The 20,460-nt window shown below is 61.2% G+C and carries 18 protein-coding genes; 15 read left to right on the forward strand and 3 right to left on the reverse strand.

Annotation, left to right across the window (positions count from 1 at the left end; all coding sequences use genetic code 11):
• The first annotated feature begins 2 nt into the window (after positions 1–2).
• The 10 genes from murC to KBX13_RS00250 all read left to right on the forward strand — a co-directional run bounded on the left by murC (position 3) and on the right by KBX13_RS00250 (position 12,190).
• Positions 3–1,490, forward strand: coding sequence for a UDP-N-acetylmuramate--L-alanine ligase (gene murC / locus KBX13_RS00205; RefSeq protein ID WP_256020222.1), 1,488 nt, complete (start codon positions 3–5; stop codon positions 1,488–1,490).
• Between the two features lies 1 nt (position 1,491).
• Positions 1,492–2,235 carry a cell division protein FtsQ/DivIB gene (locus KBX13_RS00210; RefSeq protein ID WP_256020223.1) on the forward strand — a complete coding sequence of 248 codons (744 nt, stop codon included), beginning with the start codon at positions 1,492–1,494 and terminating at the stop codon, positions 2,233–2,235.
• 154 nt (positions 2,236–2,389) lie between these two features.
• Positions 2,390–3,607 (forward strand): cell division protein FtsZ, encoded by a 1,218-nt coding sequence (ftsZ, locus tag KBX13_RS00215; RefSeq protein ID WP_070362217.1) that lies wholly within the window; start codon positions 2,390–2,392, stop codon positions 3,605–3,607.
• Between the two features lie 9 nt (positions 3,608–3,616).
• Positions 3,617–4,357, forward strand: coding sequence for a peptidoglycan editing factor PgeF (pgeF, locus tag KBX13_RS00220; RefSeq protein ID WP_070478788.1), 741 nt, complete (start codon positions 3,617–3,619; stop codon positions 4,355–4,357).
• Complete coding sequence (locus KBX13_RS00225; protein WP_070478790.1) at positions 4,358–5,071, forward strand: YggS family pyridoxal phosphate-dependent enzyme; 714 nt, start codon at positions 4,358–4,360, stop codon at positions 5,069–5,071.
• A gap of 71 nt (positions 5,072–5,142) precedes the next feature.
• Positions 5,143–5,631 (forward strand): cell division protein SepF, encoded by a 489-nt coding sequence (locus KBX13_RS00230; RefSeq protein ID WP_070362220.1) that lies wholly within the window; start codon positions 5,143–5,145, stop codon positions 5,629–5,631.
• A 50-nt stretch (positions 5,632–5,681) separates the two neighbouring features.
• Positions 5,682–5,975: a YggT family protein gene (locus KBX13_RS00235; RefSeq protein ID WP_070362221.1), complete on the forward strand. Its 294-nt coding sequence runs from the start codon at positions 5,682–5,684 to the stop codon at positions 5,973–5,975.
• A 273-nt stretch (positions 5,976–6,248) separates the two neighbouring features.
• On the forward strand, positions 6,249–7,265 hold the full coding sequence (locus KBX13_RS00240) for a DivIVA domain-containing protein (RefSeq protein ID WP_070478792.1): 1,017 nt from the start codon (positions 6,249–6,251) through the stop codon (positions 7,263–7,265).
• Between the two features lie 344 nt (positions 7,266–7,609).
• Entirely contained in the window at positions 7,610–10,798 is a 3,189-nt protein-coding gene (gene ileS / locus KBX13_RS00245) for an isoleucine--tRNA ligase (protein WP_256020439.1), read from the forward strand.
• A 6-nt stretch (positions 10,799–10,804) separates the two neighbouring features.
• On the forward strand, positions 10,805–12,190 hold the full coding sequence (locus tag KBX13_RS00250) for a DNA polymerase IV (protein ID WP_070976574.1): 1,386 nt from the start codon (positions 10,805–10,807) through the stop codon (positions 12,188–12,190).
• On the opposite strand, the gene KBX13_RS00255 is transcribed toward KBX13_RS00250, so the two are convergent.
• A complete protein-coding gene (locus tag KBX13_RS00255) occupies positions 12,179–13,090 on the reverse strand; it encodes an asparaginase (RefSeq protein ID WP_070362225.1) in 912 nt (303 codons plus the stop codon). The genes KBX13_RS00250 and KBX13_RS00255 overlap by 12 nt on opposite strands.
• Before the next feature lie 130 nt (positions 13,091–13,220).
• Here KBX13_RS00255 and KBX13_RS00260 point away from each other — a divergent pair, with 130 nt between their 5' ends.
• Positions 13,221–13,811 carry a hypothetical protein gene (locus tag KBX13_RS00260; RefSeq protein WP_070363472.1) on the forward strand — a complete coding sequence of 197 codons (591 nt, stop codon included), beginning with the start codon at positions 13,221–13,223 and terminating at the stop codon, positions 13,809–13,811.
• Positions 13,812–13,818: 7 nt separating this feature from the next.
• Here the strand turns inward: KBX13_RS00260 and KBX13_RS00265 are convergent, their stop codons facing one another.
• Both KBX13_RS00265 and KBX13_RS00270 read right to left on the reverse strand, forming a co-directional pair.
• A complete protein-coding gene (locus tag KBX13_RS00265; RefSeq protein ID WP_256020225.1) occupies positions 13,819–15,516 on the reverse strand; it encodes an ABC-F family ATP-binding cassette domain-containing protein in 1,698 nt (565 codons plus the stop codon).
• Between the two features lie 34 nt (positions 15,517–15,550).
• The gene (locus KBX13_RS00270; RefSeq protein WP_256020227.1) at positions 15,551–16,483 is read right to left on the reverse strand and encodes a DUF6263 family protein; all 933 of its coding nucleotides are present in this window, start codon (positions 16,481–16,483) and stop codon (positions 15,551–15,553) included.
• A 72-nt stretch (positions 16,484–16,555) separates the two neighbouring features.
• On the opposite strand from KBX13_RS00270, the gene lspA reads away from it, so the two are divergent.
• The 4 genes from lspA (at position 16,556) to KBX13_RS00290 (ending at position 20,276) form a co-directional block, all read left to right on the forward strand.
• Positions 16,556–17,068, forward strand: coding sequence for a signal peptidase II (gene lspA, locus KBX13_RS00275; RefSeq protein WP_256020228.1), 513 nt, complete (start codon positions 16,556–16,558; stop codon positions 17,066–17,068).
• 44 nt (positions 17,069–17,112) lie between these two features.
• Positions 17,113–18,003, forward strand: a complete 891-nt coding sequence (locus tag KBX13_RS00280) for an RluA family pseudouridine synthase (RefSeq protein WP_256020441.1) — start codon at positions 17,113–17,115, stop codon at positions 18,001–18,003.
• Entirely contained in the window at positions 17,996–18,544 is a 549-nt protein-coding gene (locus KBX13_RS00285) for a hypothetical protein (RefSeq protein ID WP_256020230.1), read from the forward strand. The genes KBX13_RS00280 and KBX13_RS00285 overlap by 8 nt, the downstream gene beginning before the upstream one ends.
• 64 nt (positions 18,545–18,608) lie before the next feature.
• On the forward strand, positions 18,609–20,276 hold the full coding sequence (locus KBX13_RS00290; protein ID WP_256020231.1) for an efflux RND transporter periplasmic adaptor subunit: 1,668 nt from the start codon (positions 18,609–18,611) through the stop codon (positions 20,274–20,276).
• Positions 20,277–20,460 lie beyond the last annotated feature (184 nt).

The following is a 20,460-nucleotide window of genomic DNA, read 5'->3' on the forward strand; positions in this document are numbered from 1 at the left end:
TCATGTCTTCCGAACACACCACCGCGCCTGGTTCTGTGGATCTTTCCCGCGTACATCTGGTTGGTATCGGTGGCGCTGGCATGAGCGGTGTCGCCCACATCCTGCTTGACCGTGGGGCAGTAGTGACCGGGTCCGATGTGAAAGACTCCCGTCCAGTGCGTGCGTTGCGCTCGCAAGGTGCACAGGTCGCAGTCGGACACGACGCCGCGAACCTCGAGCTGACGGGGCAACTTCCGACCGTCGTGGTCACCAGCTTTGCTGCGATTCCGAAAGATAATCCGGAGTTGGTGCGTGCGAAGGAGGAGGGAATTCCTGTGATTCGCCGCTCAGATCTGCTCGGCGAGTTGATGGACGGTTACACACAGCTCCTGCTAGCAGGCACGCACGGCAAGACGTCCACGACGTCCATGACCGTGGTGGCGTTGCAGGCTGCGGGGGAGGACCCTTCCTTTGCGATTGGTGGCCAGCTCAACAAAGCCGGCACCAATGCCCACCACGGTGCGGGCGATATTTTCGTGGCGGAGGCGGACGAGTCCGATGCTTCGTTGCTTCGCTACAAGCCAAATATCGCCGTTATCACCAACATTGAGCCTGACCACCTGGACTACTTCGGCACGCACGAGGCATACTTCAAGGTGTTCGACGACTTCGCTGATCGCGTGCAGCCCGGCGGTTTCCTCGTCGTTTGTATGGATGACGAGCACGCTGCAAGCTGTGGTGAGCGCGCATTGCAGCGCGGCATCAACGTCGTCGGCTACGGCACTGAAGCAGCGGCTGCAGCGCACCCAGATATTCCCGCAGGTGCAGTTGTTGTAGAAGAGCGTATCGACGGCTCCTACGTCGACGTGCGTGCTCGACTCAACACCGGCGGCGCATCTGCTGAGTACTCCTACCGCCTGTCGATCCCCGGCCGCCACATGGTGCTCAACTCCCTGGCCGCGCTGTTGTCCTCGACGCTGGCGGGTGCGGAACCTGAACGGATCGCAGCGGGGCTGAGCGGGTTCTCCGGTGTCCGGCGCCGCTTCGAGTTTAAGGGCCTCGTAGAGGACGGGCCGTTCGCAGGTACCCGTGTCTACGACGACTACGCGCACCACCCAACCGAGGTCACCGCTGTGTTGACGGCGGCGCGGGAGAAAGTCGAGTCTGAGGGCAAGGGTGCGCGTGTCGTTGTGTGCTTCCAACCGCACCTGTACTCGCGCACACAGAGCTTTGCCCAAGAGTTTGCTGACGCCCTCTCACTCGCGGATGTCGTCATGGTGCTGGACATCTTCGGCGCACGCGAAGCGCCCGTTGAAGATGTGACCAGCAGGCTCATTACTGACAAGATGGATAGCTCGGTGCCGGTAGTGCTTGAGCCCAATTTCCTCGCAGTACCGGTGACACTGGCATCAATGGTTCGTCCTGGGGACGTCATCCTAACGATGGGCGCTGGGTCGGTGACAATGCTCGCCGATGAGATCCTCGCACAACTTCGGCAGGCGGAGGTGTAGCGTGACAGAGCAGACAGAGCATGAAGCCTTCGAGTCGGACCACCTCGACGAGTTTGGTGATGAGGACGCTCAAACGCGTAGCAAGAGCAAGCGCAAGCGTCGCTTCGCTATCGCGGGAGCTGTCATCGCTGGTCTCGCTGTGTGCGGAATTGCGTTGCCGTTTACACCGTTGATGCCGGTGAAGGGTGTGGTTGTTGATGGCAACGACGTGCTCACGCCCGAGGCGGTGCAAGCCCAGTCCGACATTGAGCTGGGCACGCCTATGGGGCTGGTCAAGGTGCGCCGTGCTGCTGAGAACATCGTGCAGGACCCGTGGGTTGACGTTGTTACGGTGCACCGCGACTGGCCAAGCACTGTGAGAATTGACCTCAAAGAGCGTGTCGCAGTGGCGTACTTGCAGCAGCCGGACGGGGCGCATCTGATTGATACTGAGGGCAAGGATTTTCTGATCGCTGAACCGCCGGTTGGGGCTATGGAGCTCGTGGGGGTCGACGTCGAGAACAAGGAGCAGATGCGGGAAGCTGTGGCGATCGCGGCGTCGATAAGCAGTGGTGCGCGTGCGCAAGTTGCCGCTTTGGAGGCGAATGGCCGCTACTCATTCGTGCTGCGGTTACACGACAACCGCCGCGTGGTGTGGGGCGCCTCAGAAGACAATGCGAATAAGTCACTGGCCTTTGAAACCGTTTTGCAACGCGAGGGCGCCGAGTTCAATATTTCTAATCCGGAGCTCATCACTGCGCGGTAGCGGTGTAAAACCCCAGGTCAAAACCCTAAAGTAAAGGTTTAGGGTCGAGACACGCCGAGGGAAACAATAAATTTTTTCGTGTTTTCGCCCATGATGGGATGCGTTACCGCAATTGTTGAAGTTCTAAGAAGTTTTGAAAGGCGAGACACTACCCATGACCTCTCCCGCAAACTACCTCGCCATGATCCGCGTCGTCGGTGTCGGTGGCGGTGGCGTTAACGCTGTCAACCGCATGATCGAAGAGGGCCTGAAAGGTGTGGAGTTCGTTGCGATCAACACGGACTCGCAGGCACTGCTCTTTACGGATGCAGACACCAAGCTCGACATCGGGCGTGAGGCGACTCGCGGACTTGGCGCCGGTGCAAACCCTGAGGTTGGCCGGACCTCTGCTGAGGACCACAAGCAGGAAATCGAAGAGTCGCTGAAGGGCTCGGACATGGTCTTCGTGACCGCTGGCGAGGGCGGCGGTACGGGTACTGGCGCTGCACCAGTTGTCGCGGGTATCGCGAAGAAGATGGGTGCGCTGACCATTGGCGTTGTCACCCGTCCGTTCACGTTCGAGGGCAAGCGGCGCACCCGTCAGGCGCTCGAGGGCATCGCGAACCTGAAGGAAGTGTGCGACACCGTCATTGTCATTCCGAACGACCGACTGTTGCAGCTGGGTGATTCGGACCTGTCCATGATGGATGCATTCCGCGCTGCGGATGAGGTGCTCTACAACGGTGTTCAGGGTATTACGAACCTGATCACCATTCCGGGCATGATTAACGTCGACTTCGCAGACGTGCGCTCGGTGATGGCCGACGCCGGCTCCGCCCTGATGGGTGTCGGCTCCTCCCGCGGTGAAAACCGCGTGATGAATGCGATGGAGCAGGCGATCAACTCGCCACTGCTGGAAACCACGATGGAGGGCGCGAAGGGCGTGCTCATTTCCGTTGCTGGTGGTTCCGATCTCGGCCTGAACGAGACGAGTGCCGCAGCGTCCATCGTCGAAGAGAAGGCAGACGACGACGCGAACATCATCTTCGGCACGATCATCGACGACAACCTCGGTGACGAGGTGCGCGTCACGATTATCGCAACTGGCTTCGACGAGAAGGCCAACGCTCGCCCGGATGCCCAGCAGCCGGTCGATGCTGCAGCCGCATCGGCGGAAGAAGGCGCGGCGCCGTCTCCATCGCGTGGTTCACTGTTTGAGGATCGAGCTCCGGAGACGGAACGCGACGACTCCTACCAGGCGCGTCACCGCTACGAGCCGCACCGCTCGGGCCTCTTCACCGGCGGGGAGTCCGAATCCTCCTATGAGCGTCGTGGACGCGAGGAGCGCGGCGGCGATGATTTTGACGTCGATGTCCCTGATTTCTTGCGTTAGTCTGGGAGCATGACTGACTCTCTTCTCGACGTAGAACAACGCCCCGTCCGCATGGTGTTTACAAGCCGTGCGGGCGGGGCGTCGTCGTCCCCATATGACTCTTTCAATCTTGCGCTGCACGTCGGGGATGACCCGGAGGCCGTACGCGCGAACCGCGCGCGGCTTGCATCGCTGCTCGGGGTTGATGTGGGGCGCTTCGTGTGGATGGAGCAGCTCCACACGCCGAACGTGACGGTGGTGGACGGGCCGCAGTCTGAGCCTGTCGAGGCTTCTGATGCCATCGTAACCACGACCCCGAACCTCGCCCTGTGCGTGCTGGTCGCTGACTGTACGCCGGTGCTGTTGGCAGACCCCGTCGCTGGAGTGATTGCCGCGGTGCACGCTGGGCGTCTTGGGGCGCGAAACGGCATCGTGAAGAAGACCGTTGAAACAATGCGTGACCTGGGTGCTCAGCCTTCACAGATGCAGGCGCTGCTCGGCCCTGCAGCTGCGGGAGCGTCATACGAAGTGCCTGCTGATATGGCAGCGGATGTTGAGCGCAAGCTGCCAGGCTCCCGGACCACTACGCATGCAGGGACCACTGGGCTTGACATCCGTGCCGGTATTCGGCGCCAGCTCACTGAGCTCGGTGTGCAGCGAATTGACGTAGATCCGCGCGATACCATCGCGGACGAGGACTTCTTTTCGTACCGGAGAGAATCCACAACTGGGCGCCAAGCAGGCGTTATTTGGCTAACTGGAGTGAAATAAATGAGCACAACTGATATTGCAAGCAACCTTGCCAAGGTGCAGGAGCGTATCCGCTCCGCGGAGCGTGCCGCGGGTCGCGAGCCGGGAAGCGTGGAACTGCTACCAGTGACGAAGTTTCACCCGTGCTCGTCGATTGAGATACTTGCCGCGGAAGGTATTCGCCTGGTGGGGGAGAACCGCGAGCAGGAAGCGAGCGCCAAGGTCGCGACTCTGCGCGAGCACGGGGTCGACTGTGGTATCGCGATGATCGGGCAGATCCAGTCGAAGAAGGCGAACGCAGTGGCGCGATGGGCGAGTGAGGTTCACTCGGTGGATTCCTTGAAGTTGGCGAAGGGACTCGAGCGTGGCATGGCGCTCGCCCTTGAGCGGGGTGATCGGACGTCCGAAATCCTGCCGTGCCTTGTTCAGGTTTCTGCAGACGGCGACGAAAGCCGTGGCGGTGTCGCGGTGGAGAAGATCGCCGAGTTGGTTGAAGCGCTCGAGGGGGCTGAGCACCTCCAGTTCGACGGGTTTATGGTTGTGCCACCGCTAGATGCAAACGCCAGCGAGGTATTCGACCAGGTCCGCGAGCTGCGAGACACCTACGCGGCCAAGCTTGGGCGGCCCCTGCGTTTCTCGGCGGGGATGTCCGCGGACTTTGAAGAAGCCATCGCGCATGGCTCGGATGTCGTGCGTGTCGGAACGGCGGTGATGGGGCCGAGGCCCGTAGTCTAAAAACCTAATCCGGAATTACATAGAGGTAATTTCTGCCCCGTCAGCACAGGCAACAAACGAGGAGCACCCAGATGTCTATTATCGGCAGCGCGAAAGAATTTTTCGGTCTTGGCCCGTTCAACGAAGATGACCCCTACTTCGATGAAGTGCAGTACGACGAGCGCGAGAACACTCGCGAGGAATCGACGAGACCTTCGCGCACATCTGAGTACGGCAGCGAGGACCGCTACCGCTCCTCAGCTACCCGTGACTACGCGGATCGCGCACCGAAGTCCTACACTCCCCAGGTCGTGTCCACTGCTCCGCGCAATTACAACGATGCGAAGGATATCGGCGAGCCGTTCCGTGATGGCGATGCCGTGATTATGGAGCTGACGGATCTCGACCCCCACGATGCAAAGCGCATCGTCGACTTTGCCGCTGGTCTGTGCTTCGCACTTCGTGGCAACATGTACAACCTGAGCAGGGGCGTTGAGACCCGCCGACGAGTCTTCGCGATCGTTCCGGAAAACGCCCGTTTGACCGAAGTTGAGCTGCAGCACACAGCGCGTCTTCGCTAATCGACGTCCAGCTCTGCGAAACATCAAGAAGAACAGGTAGTGTGTGACCCGTGTCTTTATTAGGAGCAATTCTTTACGCCGCGCTTGGGTTGTACTCCCTGATTGTGGTCATCCGCATCATTGTCGAGATGGTGCAATCCTTCTCGAAGCAGTTTGATCCACCAAGTTGGTTTATGGTCGTTGCGGAAGGCATGTTCGTGGTCACGGACCCGCCTGTGAAGTTCTTCCGCAAACTCATTCCGCCCATGCGTATGAGTGGCGGCGTTGGGATAGACGTCAGTGTGATCGTACTGTTCGTGGCGATTATGCTGCTCCAGATGCTGGTACGGGTCACCATGTTGTAATAGTGAGCTTGGATTGAGGCACCTACATTGGTAGGTGCCTTTTTTGCTTAATTTTCCCGTAATTTATGCCCGGATCGACATCAATTATTGGGCATCGGGGGCAGAAAAGGGGTATAACTGGCGGTGATGCCTGGTGCGTGTGAACCTATGCGTTACTATGGATCGATAAAAGAATGACGAACTATTAGATTTTAGGGTTCGCTTCCCGTAGCGTGGGAGGCAATCTGTGTTCGCGACATTGCGGACACAATATCGACATCGAAGGGAACGCCAATGCCGCTGACACCAGCAGACGTGCACAATGTCGCTTTCAGCAAACCACCAATTGGTAAGCGGGGCTACAACGAGGACGAGGTTGACCAGTTCCTGGACCTCGTGGAAGACACGCTTGCGCAACTGCAAGATGAGAACGATGACCTTCGGGCCCGTGTCGAAGAGCTCGGTGCTGGTGGGTCTGCTGCCCCGGTTGCTCCTGCGGCCGCGTCCAGCGATGTCGACGAAGCTGAGATTGAAAAGCGAGTTGAGAAGAAGGTTCGTGCTGAGTACGAGCAGAAGCTCCGTGCTGCGCAGGAGGCAAAGGTAGCGGCTGAGAAGGATGCTCAGGCTGCGAAGCAGGAAGCGGCAAAGGCTCGCCAGGACGCGGAGCAGGCTGCAAAGCAGGCTAAGCAGGCGCCAAAGGCTGCCGCCGCACCGCAGCAGGCTGCGGCTGTCGACCAGAATGCAGCATCCGCCGATACGCACATGCAGGCGGCGAAGGTGCTTGGGCTCGCGCAGGAGATGGCAGACCGCCTCACCAACGACGCGCAGGCAGAGGCCCGCTCGATGCTCGACGAGGCCCGTGGTTCCGCAGAGCGTCAGCTGGCAGATGCCGAGGCACGCTCGAAGAAGCAGCTGTCTGAGGCAGAGACGCATTCCCGCGAGCAGATCCAGGCGGCTGAGCGTAAGGCTGCTGAGACGAAGCAGTCGGCTGAGGCTCGTGCACAGCAGCTCGTTGCAGACGCCGAGAAGAAGGCTGAGGAAACCACCAACGAAGCTAACTCGCGCGCTGAGGCGCAGATTCGCCAGGCTGAGGAGCAGGCAACGAAGCTGCGCACCGAGGCTGAGCGTAAGCACACCGAGATCATGAACACGGTGAAGCAGCAGCAGACCGCCCTCGAGAACCGCATCGCTGAGCTGCGCACCTTCGAGCGCGAGTACCGCACTCGCCTGCGCACACTGCTCGAGTCCCAGCTGGAGGAGCTTGAGACCCGTGGCACGTCCGCTCCGAGCGGCGACGCTGGCAATAAGTAGTTTCTTTCAAGCATCAGCCACCATTCACTGCGGTGAGTGGTGGTTGTTGCCATTTCTGGGGGACAAAGGGCTAGAATGAGACAAGCTACGTGCTTCACCACCTGGTGGTGCGGTAGCGCGTGATGATCCGACCATCATCGGGGAGCGTTTCCGGAAGAACAGCTGTTGCGCTACAGCGCGCTATTGCTTAGTAGAACCGGACGTAATTAGGAAGCGTTATTTCTTTCACCGCAAATGAAGCGGAAGTTCGTCTCACGGCGGACTTCAAGCAGGGTGGTACCGCGTGGCGTTGTTCGCTGCGTCCCTGTGACAAGGTAAGCATTGTGCGTGAAGGAGAGACGGAGATGAGCAAGGTCGGAAGTGTCTACCCAAAGGTAGATCTGACCGGGGGAAGTGCCGCGTTTCCAAAAATGGAGGAGCAGGTACTGAAGTACTGGAACGAGGATGATACGTTCCAGGCCTCGCTGAAGCAGCGTGAAGACTGCGAAGAATATGTGTTTAACGACGGACCTCCGTTCGCCAACGGTTTGCCGCACTACGGCCACTTGCTGACGGGCTACGTCAAGGACATCGTGCCACGCTACCGCACGATGGCCGGCTACTACGTTCCGCGCGTGTTTGGTTGGGACTGCCACGGCCTTCCCGCGGAGCTCGAGGCTGAGAAGCAGCTCGGCATCAAGGATAAGGCCGAGATCGAAAACATGGGTCTGGCACAGTTCAACGAGTACTGCGCCAAGTCCGTGATGCACTACGCCGATGAGTGGAAAGAGTATGTGACTCGCCAGGCTCGTTGGGTGGACTTCGATAACGGCTACAAGACGATGGAACTGCCGTACATGGAGTCCGTCATGTGGGCGTTTAAGACCCTGTATGACAAGGGGCTGATTTACCAGGGCTTCCGCGTGCTGCCGTACTCGTGGGCGGAGCATACGCCGCTGTCGAACCAAGAGACGCGTCTGGATGATTCTTACCGCAACCGCCAGGATCCGACCGTAACCGTAACGATGCCGTTTACGGGTGGGCGTGAAGGATTTGCTGCTGCGGAGACCTGGAAGCAGCACCCTGAGCTGCACGACGCAGCTGCGATCGCCTGGACCACTACGCCATGGACGCTGCCGTCGAACTTGGCGCTTGCGGTCCATCCGGACGTTGAGTATTCGCTGGTCCGTGTTGGTGCGGACGGTGAAGAGGTGGTCGTCGGCAAGAAGCTGCTGCTGGCGACGGAGCTCATCGGCGCGTACGCGAAGGAGCTCGGCGAGGAGCGCGAGGTTGTCGCCACCTTCAAGGGCTCCGAGCTCGAGGGCTTGGAGTACGAGCCGGTCTTCGACTACTTCCGTGACCAGGAAAAGGCGTTCATGGTGTTGAACGCGGACTACGTGACCACCGAGGACGGCACGGGCGTTGTTCACCAGGCGCCTGCGTTCGGTGAAGACGATATGTACACCTGCCAGGAGTACGGGATCGACCTAGTCATCCCGGTTGATGCTGATGGTAAGTTCACCTCGCTGGTGCCGGAGTACGCAGGCAAGCTGGTTTTTGATGCGAACCGTGACATCATCCGTGACCTTCGTGCGAAGCACCGCGTGGTCCGTGACCAGACGATTGAACACTCCTACCCGCACTCCTGGCGTTCGGGCGAGCCGCTGATCTACATGGCGCTTCCGGCGTGGTTTGTGAAGGTCACTGAGTTCCGCGACCGCATGGTGGAGCTGAACCAGGAGATCGACTGGATCCCATCGCACATTCGCGACGGCCAGTTCGGTAAGTGGTTGGAAGGCGCGCGTGACTGGAACATTTCGCGTACCCGCTACTGGGGCTCACCGGTGCCGGCGTGGGTGTCGGATAACCCGGAGTACCCGCGTGTGGACGTCTATGGGTCGCTCGAAGAGCTGGAGAAGGACTTCGGCGTTCGCCCGAAGTCGCTGCACCGCCCAGACATTGATGAGCTGGTCCGCCCGAACCCGGACGATCCGACCGGGAAGTCGATGATGCGTCGCGTGCCGGACGTGTTGGACTGCTGGTTTGATTCTGGTTCGATGCCGTTTGCGCAGTACCACTACCCGTTTGAGAATGTTGAGGAGCACGACGCTCGTCAGCCTGCGGACTTCATCGTGGAGTACTCGGGCCAGTCGCGTGGTTGGTTCTACGTGCAGCATGTCTTGGCGACGGCACTCTTCGACCGCCCGGCGTATAAGAAGGTCGTTGCGCACGGCATCGTGCTGGGCAATGACGGTCTGAAGATGTCGAAGTCGAAGGGGAACTACCCGAACGTCAACGAGGTCTTCGACCGTGATGGTTCCGACGCGATGCGTTGGTTCCTCATGTCTTCGCCAATTCTTCGTGGCGGCAACCTCATCGTGACGGAGCAGGGCATCCGCGAGGGCGTGCGCCACGCGTTGCTGCCGATCTGGAACGCGTACACCTTCCTGCAGTTGTACTCCTCCGAGGAGGCGAAGTTCAGCGTCGATTCGCAGGATGTGCTGGACCGCTACATCTTGGCGAAGACGCATGACCTCGTGGCTGCGGTGAAGGAGGCGCTCGACGACACTCGCATCGCGGACGCCTGTGACGAGGTCCGTCGCTTCGCTGACTCGCTGACGAACTGGTACGTGCGCCGGTCACGCGACCGTTTCTGGGCGGGTCAGGAGGAGCATCCTGAGGCGTTTGACACGCTGTACACGGTCCTGGCGATCCTGACCCGTGTGACGGCCCCGTTGCTGCCGTACATCAGTGAGGTCATCTGGCGTGGCCTGACCGGTGGTCGCTCGGTGCACTTGGCGGACTTCCCGTCCGCGGATGCAATCCCGGCGGACCCTGCACTAGTCAGCGCGATGGATGCAACGCGCGCGGTGTGCTCCGCTGCTTCGTCGGTGCGTAAGTCGAAGAAGCTGCGCAACCGCTTGCCACTGCCGAAGCTCACGGTGGCGCTGGCGGGCTCGGACCAGCTGCAGGACTTCGCGTCCGTGATCAAGGATGAGGTCAACGTGAAGGAAGTCGTGCTGACTGACGACGTCGACTCCGTTGGTTCCTTCGAGGTTGTGGTGAACGCGAAGGTCGCGGGTCCAACGCTGGGCCGTGACGTACAGCGCGCTATCAAGAACGTCAAGGCAGGCAACTACGTCCGAGAAGGCGAAAACGTTGTTGTCGACGGCGACATCGTGCTCACCCCGGAGCTCTACACCGAGCGCCTAGTGGCTGAGGACCCGACGAGTACCGCTCGGGTTGACGCTACCGATGCCGTCGTTGGCCTGGTCGTGCTTGATACGGAGCTGACCGAGGAGCTCGAGGCCGAGGGCTGGGCAGCAGACGTGATTCGTGGTCTGCAGGATGCTCGTAAGCAGGAAGGATACGAAGTCTCTGACCGCATCTCGGTACAGCTGTGCGTACCTTCCGACAAGGTCGAGTGGGCGCAGCGCCACGCTGAGCACATCGCGCATGAGACGCTCGCGACGTCCTTCGAGATCGTCGAGACGCTCAACGGCGAGGCGCACACGATTCACGAAGGTGTGAGCGCAGCGATTGCTAAGCAGTAATTTGCGATGAAACGTTGGGTCCTGCACATCGACATGGATGCGTTCTACGCATCCTGTGAGCAGCTCACACGCCCAACGTTACGTGGACGCCCCGTCCTCGTTGCTGGTGTCAACGGGCGGGGCGTTGTCGCGGGCGCAAGCTATGAAGCCCGCAAGTATGGGGCGCGTTCCGCAATGCCGACCCACCAAGCTGCGAAGCTGGTGGGTCCGCGAGCGGTGCTCGTTGCCCCGCGGCGCCCGGTGTACAAGGTGGCGTCGCAACGCGTGTTTGAAATCATTGAGCGCAGGGTCAGCGTCGTGGAGCAGCTCTCTATCGACGAGGCGTTCATGGAGCCCGAGGAGCTCGCGGGAGCGAATCCGGAGACCGTGCTTGAGTGGGCCAACGAGCTACGTGGAGACATTAAGGATGAGACAGGCTTGCCAAGCTCGATTGGTGCGGGCAGTGGTAAGCAATACGCGAAGATCGGCTCGGGCCTGGCAAAACCCGACGGGGTGTACATTTTGCCTCACGAACAGCAGGAAGCGCTGCTGCACCCTCTGAACGTCAACGAGTTGTGGGGCGTTGGGCCTGTCACGGAGGCGAAGCTTGCGCAGGCCGGGATTGAAACGATCGGGGACTTCGCGGCGCTGAGCGAGAAGGAAGTCGATATCGCGCTCGGAGGGGTCGTCGCGAAGCAGTTGTGGCAGCTGGCGCGGGGGCACGATGATCGTCCGGTGGCGCCGAGGGCCGTGGCGAAGCAGATTTCTTCCGAGCACACTTTTCCCCAGGACCTGACCACTGCGGCCGAGGTTGACGCCGCGGTCGAGCGCGCCGCCGAGGAGTCGCACAGGCGCTTGCTGAAAGATGGGCGCGGTGCGAGGACTGTGACGGTGAAGCTAAGGATGGCGGACTTCCGCATTGAGTCGCGTTCTGCGACGCTGCCTTACGCCACTGACGATGCGGAGACACTGCGCGCGACGGCGTTTCGCATCGTGCGCTACCCGGACGAGGTCGGCCCGATCCGGCTCGTAGGCGTGTCCTACTCAGGACTCGAAGATGCGCTGCAGGACGTACTCTTTCCGGAGCTAGACCAGGAAATCATCCGGCCTGTACCCGCTGACAGTGATTACGAATCCGGGGTCAGCGACCACGTGGCCAGCAGCGATGTTGCAGTCGAGCTATACGACGGGCCTACCAACGGCGTGTGGCGCGCCACCCAGGACATTTACCACGAGGATTTCGGCCACGGCTGGGTCCAAGGCGCGGGCAAAGGCTGGGTGAGCGTGCGTTTTGAAACGAGGGCCACGGGACCTGGGAAGATGCACACATTGCGTATCGACGACCCCAAGCTCCAGCCAGCGGACCCGGTGGATTCCCTTGCGTGGCAGGACTGGCTCGACTCAGAACACTGACGCCGGATCCACGCCGTTGGCCAGCGCTGTCGCGAGCGCGATGCGCGCCTGACCAGCGCGTAGGAACCCCGCGGCGATCGCCCCTTGGGAGCCGAGGGTAGCGCCACCACCGGTGCCGCCGTAGGCGAAGGTGACCTCGCCGTAGGGTACGGAACTGGTGATTACGACGGGGATACCCGAATCGAGTGCGCGGGTGATTGCCTTACCCATGCCGGGGCCAACATTGCCGGATCCGAGCGCCTCGATCACGATGCCATCCGGGTTCATACTGGTGACGGCATCCACGATCTCGCCGTCCGCGCCGGGCCATGCGCGCAGGATGGGAATGTGAATGGCTGCCAACGGCTTGCTGGCAAGTGCTGCGGGGCGGGGAAGTGGGCGTTCGCTGCTCAAGGTGAAGGCTTCGAGGGCGTGTGTGTCGCGCTTCAACAGCCCGCGGGCGGGCAGGGTGGCGCCGCCGAAGTGGAGGAGTACGCCGTTGTTGCGTCGAAGCGGATCTGCGGCGGCGGCAATTGCGCCCGCGAGGTTCCCGGGGCCGTCGGGGTGTTCGTGGTCGGCGGCGTGCTGGGCACCGGTAAGCACAATAGGGCGGGGGTCGTCGTGCACGATGTCGAGTGCGAATGCGGTCTCCGCCATGGAGTCGGTGCCGTGGCTAATTACGATGCCACTGATCTGCGGGTCTTGCAGTGCTTGTGCAGTGAGGGAGCGAAGCTTGTCGATGTCAGCGAAGGTGATCGCGGACGAGTCGAGACGCAGCGCGTCATACACGCGGACGGGCTCGGTGGTGCCACTGGAGTGGACGAGGTCTTCAGCGCTAAGGCTTGGAACGAGTGCGCCTTCAGAGTTTGCGGTGCATGCGATGGTGCCACCGGTGGCGATGAGCAGTACGAAAGATTCCATAACTCACAGCGTGCCAGAGTGGCGTATTGGTGCCAAGGTAAAAACGCCGGTAACGTTGGCAAGGTTAGAGCGGTGTCGGATCGCTAACTGTGACCGTGAGCCGCTGAAGACAATGCTTCAAGGAGAAATCGTGAAAGCAGCACCGATCGTAGCTGTCGCCGCCGCGCTGGGCCTCGGGCTCGGCGTGAGCGCATGCTCTGGCGACAACAGCCAGGATGATCCCGCGACCACGGCAACGCAGGCCACCAGCGAGTCTGTCGCGCCCGCCGCGCAGCAGCCAACCGCTGAAGAACTCAACGCAGTGCTCATGCGCGCAACCGATGCAAGCCTGCCGATTGAGGAGCGCGTGAACACGGTCCAGGGCGGAGAGAACGTCCCTGAACTGTTCGACGTGATGGCGCAGTCCCAGGAGGAGTCCGGCGCGAACTTCCAGGTCGTACCGCCTGTGCTTCCTGGCTACACCCCGGATACCGTTCTGGCAACGGTCAGCTTCACCCGTCCCGACTCCCAGCCGCAGCTCGCGGAGGACGTGGAATTCGTCTTCGAAGACGGCGTGTGGAAGCTTTCTCAGGTCTGGGCATGCACCCTGATCAACAACACCCTGCCGCCTGAGCAGGTGCCAGAGATGTGCAAGAGCTCCGCTCCGCAGCCGGCAGCCCCGGCTGAAGAGCAGCCAGGTGAGCAGCCTGCGGAAGGCTACCAGCAGGCACCGAACCTCTAAGCAGACACTACTGCTTATCCGCGCGCCAGAGCTCCTCAGTCCACAACGTGGCGAGAGTCAGAGTTCTGGCGCGTGCGTCTTTCTTGGCCTGGCGCTCGTGCCACTGGCGGCGTACCCAACGGTCATGGCTGGTGATGATGACGGTGCCCTCGAACGCGAGCAGGGCGTGCTCCAGCTCTTCGGCCAGTGCGAGCGAGAGGTGGTTTGTCGGCTCGTCGAGCAGCAGCAGGTCAGGCGGGCACGCCAGGATGATGCCGAGTGAGACGCGGCGACGCTGGCCGAGCGAGAGGTCGTCGAGCTTCTTCGCCGCCTGCTCCTCGGTCATCAGGCCCATTTCTACGAGGTCTGGCACACCCTCTGGGGTGAGCTCCGCGAACACTTCGCCCGCGGTTTTGTCGAGGTCCGTCCACGAGTCGTCCTGCTCGAGGCGTGCGACGGTCATCTCTTCCGGCATGATGATCTCGCCCTCGTAGTCGCGCAGCTGGCCGTCGATAATTTTCAGCAGCGTGGACTTGCCGGAGCCATTTGGGCCTTCAACGAGGAGCTGCTGGCCGGGCTGCACTTTGATACTCAGTGGGGCGAGGCGGTCAGGAACGGAGAGGTTCTGGGTGACCAGCGCCGGGAGCCCAAGCGAGGTCGCGGTATGCGGCGGAAGGCCGCGGAAGCGCAGGCGAGCCGGCGGCTCCGGAATCTCCGTTCGCTCAAGCGCTTCGAGGCGTTGCGACGCCGAGCGCCTGCGGTTGCCCACCGTCTTCGCCGCGCGGTCCGCCTGGTACTTTGCCGCCATTCGGATGTCAGAAGAGGCTTCTTGGGAGTGGAAGATGTCCTCGCCGGTTTGCTCAGCGGCCTTCTCAAGCCTGGCGCGCTCGTGCTCTTGCGCTGCGTAGTCGCTTTCCCAGCGGCGGCGTCGGTCCTCGCGGGCCTTGAGGTAGTCGCTGAACGCGCCACGGTAGCGGGTGCCCTGGCGGGTCTCCTCGCCGAAGCCGCCCTCGGCTCCAAGGCCGGGGTCGAGGTCGACGATGCCGTCGCACGCGGTGTCGAGGAAGTAGCGGTCGTGCGACGCGGCGAGTACAGGCCCCTTGAATGCCTCGAGCTCGCCGATGAGGAAGTCGACGGCTTCGTCGTCGAGGTGGTTGGTCGGCTCGTCGAGCACCATAGCGTCCACCGGGTGTAGCAGCAGCGTGGCCAGTGCAAACCGTCGGCGTTGCCCGCCAGACATCTCGCCCAGTGGGGTGGCCAAGTCGACGTTCGCAAGGCCGAGGCCAGCCAACACGGTGGCGATGCGGGCATCCAACTCCCACACACCTGAGTTTTCCGCGCGGGACAACGCCCGGTCGTATGCGTCGGCCGCCTCCTGGTCGTCTGGGTTGTCGACCATGCGCTGCGCAAAGGTTGAGATGTCTTCCTCGACAGCGCGAAGCTCTTTGACGGCTTCGTCGATAAGTGATTGGGCGGGCTCGCTGAACGGCAGCGAGGTTTCCTGCGGGATGAAGCCCGTGATCGGGGGCGTGATAAGCACCCCTGCGTCGGGTTTCAGCTCTCCGGAGATGATGCCGAGCAGCGTCGATTTGCCGGCGCCGTTCTCTCCGATGAGCCCGGTGACAGACCCGGATGGCACCGCGAAAGAAATGTCAGTGAGGACGCGGTGTCCGCCTGGGTACGAAAACGAAATGCCGTCAAGGCCAATATGCAGTGGGGCAGTCATGGGATGTTCCTCGTCATCAAATGTGGGCCGTCTCTTATACGTTATAGTCCACAACGCTCGTGGTGTCTTGGGCCACACGGGTATCGGCTTCGTCACTGCCGTAGACAAGCCGCGTAGCGGTAAGCACAGAACCGCCCACCGGAAGTGGCGAATGCAGGTCCACCGTCAGCGAGCCCTCCGAGTGCGAAGTGTTGCTCACCACGTGCAGCGTCGTTCCGTCCAAGGCGCCAGCGACCTCGTTATCAATCGTGATGGATCGCTTGAGTGGGCGTTCCTGGACATCTACTTTCAGCTCGAGTGTTGCGTCCTGTGCGGATTCCAGCGTGTACGTGGTGGTCCGTAGCATGTCCGAGGTGCCAAATCCTCGCTGCTCAACTTTCCAGGAGCCGCCTACGCCGACTGGCTCATCCGGGAAGACAACTTGCCACGACATCAACTCGAGCAAGTTCTGCTCGGCGATGGCCCGGCCTTCCTCATCGGAATCCGCCGTAGGCATCAGTTGCACCGCCGATACTGTGCCGTTAGGGTCGCTGTGCCAGCGCATCTGGAAGCCCTCGTTTGACGTCAAGCTGTTCTGCATCGCTAAATCCGAGTGCTCTAACCCTTCTGCGACAAGGTCTACCTGGCGCACAGCACCCTCGCTGTTGCTTTCTGAAGTGTGCGTCGAAACGGTCAGCGTGACTGTGTCGCGCTCGTGCTCGCGCGCGATGACCGGCTCCGAGCCCTCCTCGCCGGGGTACTGCGCAATCGCGTGCGACAGCGCGACCCGCTGCGGCGCCGTAGTTTCGCTGTCTGCTGATGCGCCGTCCTCGTACTTCCACACCTGCGGGTTTTGTCCTTGTGAAAGTACCTGCACGACTGGTGACTCAACGGCGAACTCGGGAATGTCAGCGAATGGATCCGGCTCCTCGGCGCTGCATGCAGTGAGCGCAAAAACCGCGGCGGTGATGGTCAGAGGGCTGAACAATGAACTTTTGGGATGAGCGGAGTACAACACAACTTCACAAGCTACAGCATTTGCATACTACAGTTATCTGCGATGGGTAATTCAAAGGAATCACGTGTGCGCGGTGGAGCGTCAGCGAAGCGTCGCTCGCTCGGTGTCATCGTCGGCGTCATGCTCGCTATTGCTGCTGTGGATCAAGTAGTCAAGCAGATTATGGTGACATCCTTGACACCCGGTGAGCCCATGCCAGTGATCGGTGATTGGGCTCGACTGTATTTATTGTTTAACCCTGGCGCGGCGTTTTCGATGGGGCAGAACTCGACGTGGCTGTTCACGACGATCCAGCTTGCGTTCGTTATCGGTGCGTTGATCTATGCCCCACGCCTTGCTGGCAGGTGGGAGACACTTGGGGTGGCGTTGATCGCGGGAGGGGCGCTTGGCAACCTCATCGATAGGCTCGTGCGCGAGCCGGGCTTTTGGTTCGGCCATGTCGTTGACTACATCTCCATCGGTTCGTTTGCAGTGTTCAACCTTGCCGACGCCGCCATCACCATCGGGGTGGCCGTCGTCGTCATCTCGATGTTCGCAAAGGAGGCGCGGTCGTGAGTACGGGGTTTCGCGCGCTTCCGGTGCCTGAGGGGCTGTCGGGGATGCGCGTTGACGCGGCAATTGCAAAGCTCTTTGGGGTCTCGCGCAGTGTTGCGGCAGAGATGATCGCCGACGGCAGCGTACTTATCGACGCCTCCCCAGTACAGAAATCCGATCGTGTTACTGCGGGCGCCCTGCTGGAGGCCACGCTGCCACCGCCGAAGCGCGCGCCGGAGCCTGTGGCCGAGCACGTCGACGGACTCGACGTGATCTACCACGACGCGGACGTCATCGCTGTGGACAAGCCGGTAGGCGTTGCCGCCCACCCAACACTGGGTTGGGAGGGGCCAACCGTGGTCGGTGGGTTGCAGGCGATGGGTTTTACACTGCCAGATGCTGGCCCCCCGGAGCGCAAGGGGATTGTGCAGCGATTGGACGTCGGCACGTCCGGAGTGATGGTTGTCGCAAATAGTGTGCGTGGCTATTCTGTGCTGAAGCGTGCGTTCAAGGACCGAACGGTGCACAAGACGTACCACGCGGTGGTGCAGGGGCTGCCTGACCCGATTGTCGGCACGATTGACGCGCCGATCGGGCGCCATTCGTCGGCGGGGTGGAAGTTTGCTGTCACGGCGGATGGGCGCCAGAGTATTACGCACTACGAGGTGCTCGAGGCGTTTCGCCAGGCAAGCCTGCTTGAGGTCCATCTGGAAACAGGGCGCACACACCAGATTCGTGTCCACATGTCTTCGGTAGGGCACCCGTGCGTCGGCGACCCAATGTACGGGTGTGACCCGAACCTTGCCGCCAAACTTGCGCTCAACCGACAGTGGCTGCACGCCACCAGCTTGACGTTCGACCACCCAAGTACCGGAAAGCCAATGACGGTGAAATCTTCCTACCCGGACGACCTGCAGCATGCCTTGGACATGTTACGATCGGCGAACCGTGGCTAACCAGGCAAAGGGATGGCGGGGCGCAATCGCGGCGTTGCTCGCCGGTGCTTTGCTTTACGGATGCTGCTACCTTGTTGGCGTCAATAATCCACCGGAGCAACCTGTGCTGCAAGGGGATGCCCTTGGGGTGGAACAAGGTGAGACGGCGCAGGCGTACGCGGCGCGCGCGGAGCAGAGCCTCGAGGAGGCAGCGCAGGCAGGTGAACAGGCTCATTTCGCGCTTGTATCGTTTAGCCATCCTTTAGACCCAGAAGAAGCAGACGCAGTGCTACGCCCGATTGGGCGTGTGAATGCCGTGATCACCAAGTTAGGTGCGAATCCAGTCGGAGAGCCTGCGCCCGGAGCGTCGCGCGCCGAAATATTCCGAGAAGTCTCAGCGCACATTGAAGGCGCAGTCGTCTACGACACTGTTGCCCATTTGGCTGATGTGAATGATGTGAACGATGTGTTTGCTGTGGAAGTTTTACCAGCTGACGCAGTGTGGGGAGCATTTGCAATCCGGCCCGTAAGTTTCATAGACGCACAGGGCGGGCGTGTATAGTTTTTCGGGATTGCACCTATACGCGCGCCCAAATGATGCGCGGAAAACAACACGAGGAGAGACATTGGTTTCCGATCCTGGAGTCAACGCCCGAAGCCCGCAGCGTCAGCGATTTTCGAAAACGCGAATTGTGGGTGCCACGCTGGCTACAACTGCAGCGTTATTTGCAGCCTCGTGCGGCGCTATTGGCGGTGGTGAAGACGGTGGGCACGATGGTTTGCTCGCCGGAGATTACACGATTGCTGCAGAGGAAAACCTCACCAACAGCATCGTGGTCAACGGCAACATCGCGCCGATTCGCTCTGTCAGCATCACGACCCCGCTGCAGTCCGAGGTGGAGCGACTCGCAGTCCAGCCCGGTGACCGCGTCGCGAAAGACCAGTTCTTGGTGCAGATGAACACCGACGCGCTGCAGCGCCAACTGGCGAAGCAGGAAAAGCAGCAAGCGAGCGCCCAGGCAGAAGCAATGCAGGGCGTTGAGCAGGCCAAGAGTCAGCTCAACGCGTACGACCAGGCGATGGCAAACGGCTCCAACCCGGCCGTGGCTCAGGCGCAGGCCCAGGTGGATCAGGCGCAGGCAGCGCTTGATGCTGCGCTTGCCGCGCAGGGTGGCGCACGGATGATCGCTTCGCCGAAGATCGCAGCCCACGTTCAAAAGATGGCCGGCGATTTGTCCTCCCGTCTGCCAGGCGGTTCCGGCCACGGCATACGCACGGCACCTCCTGCAGCCCCGGCCGCGCCGGGTCAAGTTCCGGGTGGCGGCCAGGGTGCTGTCCCGATGCTGAACGTGGAGCAGGCTCGAGCTGCACTTCAGGAGTCGCAAGCCGCGCTGGAGGCCGCCAAGGCGCAGGCCGGGCAGGAGCGGCAGCAGCTCCAGGCACAGGTTGACTCCGCGTGGCGCGCAGCAGAGAATGCTTCTGCCGCTGACGACGACGGCACGCTGCAGCTCCAAGTGCAGGAAGCAACGATTAACGCTCCAATGGCTGGCGTAGTCACCAACGTTGACGTGCAGGTAGGCGATATCCCGCAGGGTCGCGTCCTTGGCATCGCAGATGACTCCCGACTGTTGATCCGCGCGAGTGTGCGCGAGGCGGACGTCCCGGCGATCAAGCAGGACAACCGCGTTGAGTTCACCTCGACTGCGACGGGTAAGAAGAAGTTCACTGGGCGCGTCACGCGAGTTTCCCCGGTCGGTTCCACAGGCGCGAGTGCTGGTAGTGGGGCAGAGGCTGCAGCCGCAATGTCCGCAGGTGGCAGCGGCGGAGGCTCCTCGGTGATGTTCCCCGTTGAGATCGAAGTCACCGGCGACAAAGAAGGGCTGTTGCTTGGCGGCAGCGTGCGCGCGGAGATCATCACGGAAGAAGCAAAGAACTCGATCAACATTCCACGCGATGCCGTCTACGACGAAAACAAGGTCTTGGTGCTGGCAACGGAAAACCCAGGAGATACCAGCGGCGTCGTAGAAGAGCGCACTGTCAAGACCGGTGCGAAGAATGACGTTGACGTCGCTGTCACGGGGGGCGAGCTCAAGCCAGGCGACATCGTGATCAACTGGCCTGAGAACTTCAAGGACAAGGTTGGCTCCACGGTGAAGGTCAACGATGAAAACTTTGATCCTGAGCAGGTAAAGGACGCAAAGGACAAGAAGCCGACAGGCAGTGCCGCTGCAACCACTCCGGCGACGTCTTCTGCAGCGCCGAAGTCTTCCGCGCCAGCGGAAAAGGAGGGGTAGGCGATGGCACGGAATCCCTTCCGAAAGCACTCCCGACAACGCGTACAGGACGATGCCACCGACGCAGAGTTCGACGAGTTGTTTGAGGCCGCCGAGCCTTCGACGGAGGAGCTCGAAGTACCAACGCCGACAGAGCCAGTTGCGCAACCTCAACCAGCACTGCACACACCTGCAGGGCAAGAGG

This window comes from Corynebacterium sp. CCUG 51687 (assembly GCF_024453995.1).
GTDB classification, from domain to species: domain Bacteria; phylum Actinomycetota; class Actinomycetes; order Mycobacteriales; family Mycobacteriaceae; genus Corynebacterium; species Corynebacterium pseudogenitalium.

Bases quoted from the DNA above. Each gene is read 5' to 3' on its own strand.
- KBX13_RS00250 (WP_070976574.1), top strand. From the start codon at position 10,805: ATGAAACGTTGGGTCCTGCACATCGACATGGATGCGTTCTACGCATCC.
- pgeF (WP_070478788.1), top strand. From the start codon at position 3,617: ATGACTGACTCTCTTCTCGACGTAGAACAACGCCCCGTCCGCATGGTG.
- murC (WP_256020222.1), top strand. From the start codon at position 3: ATGTCTTCCGAACACACCACCGCGCCTGGTTCTGTGGATCTTTCCCGC.
- ftsZ (WP_070362217.1), top strand. From the start codon at position 2,390: ATGACCTCTCCCGCAAACTACCTCGCCATGATCCGCGTCGTCGGTGTC.
- KBX13_RS00265 (WP_256020225.1), bottom strand. From the start codon at position 15,516: ATGACTGCCCCACTGCATATTGGCCTTGACGGCATTTCGTTTTCGTAC.
- KBX13_RS00255 (WP_070362225.1), bottom strand. From the start codon at position 13,090: ATGGAATCTTTCGTACTGCTCATCGCCACCGGTGGCACCATCGCATGC.
- KBX13_RS00280 (WP_256020441.1), top strand. From the start codon at position 17,113: ATGCGCGTTGACGCGGCAATTGCAAAGCTCTTTGGGGTCTCGCGCAGT.
- ileS (WP_256020439.1), top strand. From the start codon at position 7,610: ATGAGCAAGGTCGGAAGTGTCTACCCAAAGGTAGATCTGACCGGGGGA.
- KBX13_RS00240 (WP_070478792.1), top strand. From the start codon at position 6,249: ATGCCGCTGACACCAGCAGACGTGCACAATGTCGCTTTCAGCAAACCA.
- KBX13_RS00230 (WP_070362220.1), top strand. From the start codon at position 5,143: ATGTCTATTATCGGCAGCGCGAAAGAATTTTTCGGTCTTGGCCCGTTC.
- KBX13_RS00225 (WP_070478790.1), top strand. From the start codon at position 4,358: ATGAGCACAACTGATATTGCAAGCAACCTTGCCAAGGTGCAGGAGCGT.
- lspA (WP_256020228.1), top strand. From the start codon at position 16,556: ATGGGTAATTCAAAGGAATCACGTGTGCGCGGTGGAGCGTCAGCGAAG.